Below are 2,785 nucleotides of genomic sequence, written 5' to 3' on the forward strand. Positions count from 1 at the left end.
TACACGCCCATTCACATGGAAAGCCTTTATATAGGTTGTGTGAGCCATAGCCGGCAATTCTTTGCCGCTGGCAATGTGGATGAATACTCCATGCGCCAGGCCGAACTGGCTGCCAAGCGCGAGATCGAGATCATTTCCAGCGAATACAAACAGACCGGCTGGGACCAGGCGATCGGATCATCGGGCACGGCGCGCGCGCTCGCCGAGTTGATCGAAGCGAACGGTTTCAACGACCCCGGCATCACGCACGGCATTTCGCGCGGCGGCCTGGAACGGCTGAAAAAAGCGTTGATCAAGGCCGAGAACGTGAACCGGCTGAAGCTGATCGCACTGAAGGCCGACCGTATTCCGGTGCTGGCCGGTGGCTTGTCGATCATGCTGGGCGTGTTCGAGGAACTGGGTATCGATTATGTCGATACCACCGACGGCGCGTTGCGTCTCGGCGTGCTTTACGACCTGCTTGGCCGCACGCAGCATCAGGACATGCGTACCGTGACGGTGGAAGGATTCAAGCGCCGTTATTCGGTCGATGGCGCGCAATCGGAGCGGATCGCGAAGCTCGCCATCAGCTTCTACGAACAGCTCGAAGAAGGCGCGTCTTCCGTCGATGCCGAGCGCCGTATCGAGAACAGGATGTTCCTCGGATGGGCTGCAGCGCTGCATGAAATCGGCCTTTCCATTTCGCACAGCGCGTACCACAAGCATTCGGCGTATATCGCAAGTCACGCCGACATGCCGGGCTTTTCGCGCACCGATCAGGCGCGCCTTGCCGGTCTCGTGCTGGGGCATGTGGGCAAGCTTGGCAAGCTTTCCCACGCGCGTGATGTTGACTGGACGCTGCTGTTCTGCCTGCGGCTCGCGGCGCTGCTGTGCAGACGGCGGGCCGATGTCGGCTTGCCGGCCATCGAGGTGACGGCGACAAACGCCGGGTTCGACGTAAAGCTGCCCAACGACTGGGTGTCGCTGAATCCGCTGACCGACTACAGCCTCGTGCAGGAGGCGGCCGAGTGGGAGAAGATCGGCAAGCCGTATCGGGTGGTTTATACGGGCGTTTGATCCCGGCGCGGCGCTCAGTCAGCCATGAAGTGCCGCGCGTACCGTTCGTTGATATCGGATACGCGCAGCAACGTCAGGAAATCAGCCGTGTTGAAATCCGGGTCCCACGCCGGTGCGCCGCAAATCTTGGCTCCCAAGCGCAGATAACCTTTGACGAGCGGCGGCGGCGCGACTTTCGCGCCCGTGCGCAATTCCTGCACCGGCAGCGGCGTGTGCGCGAACGCCCGGTACTCGAGCGCCGTCAACGCGTCCTTCTCCATGCCATCGAAGAGATCGGCGGCGTAGTGGCCACCATCGGCCATCGATACACTCGCGCAACCCAGCATGGTCTCGTAGCCGTTCTGCTTCATGTATGCGGCGAGGCCGCCCCACAAGGACATGATGACCGCGCCGCTTCGATAATCCGCGTGGACACACGAGCGGCCGACTTCGACGAGCTTCGGGCGCAGGTGGGCGAGGCGCGAGACATCGAATTCGCTTTCGGCGTAGAGCCGGCCCGCGCGCGCGGCCTGGTGCGGCGGCAAGACCCGGTATGTGCCCACGACCTCCAGCGTGTCCAGATCGCGGACCAGCAAGTGGTCGCAGAAGGCATCGAACGTATCGACGTCGAGGCCCGCCGGACCTTTCAACTGGGCGCCCATTTCGTCCGCGAACACGCGGTATCGCAGGCGTTGCGCCTCGCGAAGTTCCGCCTCGGAATGCGCCCAGGATACCCGCAGCCTGTGCTGCGCTGTCACCGTCTCGGCGGCGCGGGGCAAGCGGTCCGGGCCGCTCGTACCATTCGATGGGTTCACGAAAGCGTGCGTCGTCGATTCCTGCATTGACAATCCCCAGTGGATTTGGCTGACGTATTACCGATAGCCGACAATGTAAGTATCGCGAATGACGCTCGCATGGCATCACAGTGACGATTCAATGAAGTGCGTGGGCTGGTCTCCCTCCTCGATCTGATCGGTGAACGGCTTTAAAGCAGGTCCGGGTTCGTGACGGCGCGCAACACGATCTGGCTGTCGCCCGCGCGTGAACGGCCCTGAAACCACCAGATACCTGCTTTTTTCATGGTCCAGTCGGCTTCCTGACCGGTCAGCAGCAAGGCTGCAACGCGTCCGAGCGTTGGCTGGTGTCCAACGACCACGACCGTTTCCGCCGCGCCTTGCGGCCATTGCGCGGCATCGAGCACAGCCTGCGCGGACGCACCCGGCGCGATTTCCTTCGCTACCTGATAGCGGTCGCCGAAGGTTTCCATCGTCTGGATGGTGCGGGTGGCGGGACTGACGACGAAAAGCGCATCGCCATCGATACGGCTTTTCAGCCATTTCGCGGCCGCCTGTGCCTGCTTGACGCCGCGTCCGGTCAACTGGCGCGCGAGGTCGCTCGCAGCCTGATCTTCCGCTTCGGCGTGACGCCAGAGAATGAGGTTCATGGGGTGTCTCCTTTTGACGGTATTAAGCGTTTTCGATTGCGCCGGTATCAGGAAAACGCTATAGTCTCGCTCTTGTCGGAGCGTAGCGCAGCCTGGTAGCGCATCTGATTTGGGATCAGAGGGTCGAAGGTTCGAATCCTTTCGCTCCGACCACGTTACACATGAAGGGGTCACGAGTTCAACTCGCGACCCCTTTGCCATTTCTGGCGCGGTTTGATTGTCGTTCGCGCAGTCGTGTCCGGTCCCAATTCCCGATATCGTTTACTCTTCCTGCTTCACTCTCCAAATCAACAAATCATTTCCGGG

The 2,785-nt window shown here is 61.3% G+C and carries 3 protein-coding genes and 1 tRNA gene; 2 read left to right on the plus strand and 2 right to left on the minus strand.

The window, feature by feature from the left end; translation table 11 throughout:
- Positions 1-1,056: exopolyphosphatase (locus ACFFAR_RS30180; protein ID WP_375509114.1), on the plus strand; the 1,056-nt coding region annotated here is incomplete at its 5' end.
- Between the two features lie 14 nt (positions 1,057-1,070).
- Here the strand turns inward: ACFFAR_RS30180 and ACFFAR_RS30185 are convergent.
- Both ACFFAR_RS30185 and sixA read right to left on the minus strand, forming a co-directional pair.
- Complete coding sequence (locus ACFFAR_RS30185; protein WP_174365392.1) at positions 1,071-1,877, minus strand: GNAT family N-acyltransferase; 807 nt, start codon at positions 1,875-1,877, stop codon at positions 1,071-1,073.
- Positions 1,878-2,020: 143 nt separating this feature from the next.
- Positions 2,021-2,479 (minus strand): phosphohistidine phosphatase SixA, encoded by a 459-nt coding sequence (sixA, locus tag ACFFAR_RS30190; RefSeq protein ID WP_174365393.1) that lies wholly within the window; start codon positions 2,477-2,479, stop codon positions 2,021-2,023.
- A 76-nt stretch (positions 2,480-2,555) separates the two neighbouring features.
- Between sixA and ACFFAR_RS30195 the strand changes: the two genes are divergently transcribed.
- A tRNA-Pro gene (locus ACFFAR_RS30195) sits at positions 2,556-2,632 on the plus strand.
- The last annotated feature ends 153 nt before the right edge of the window (positions 2,633-2,785 follow it).

It is taken from the genome of uncultured Caballeronia sp. (genome assembly GCF_964243625.1).
Taxonomy (GTDB): domain Bacteria; phylum Pseudomonadota; class Gammaproteobacteria; order Burkholderiales; family Burkholderiaceae; genus Caballeronia.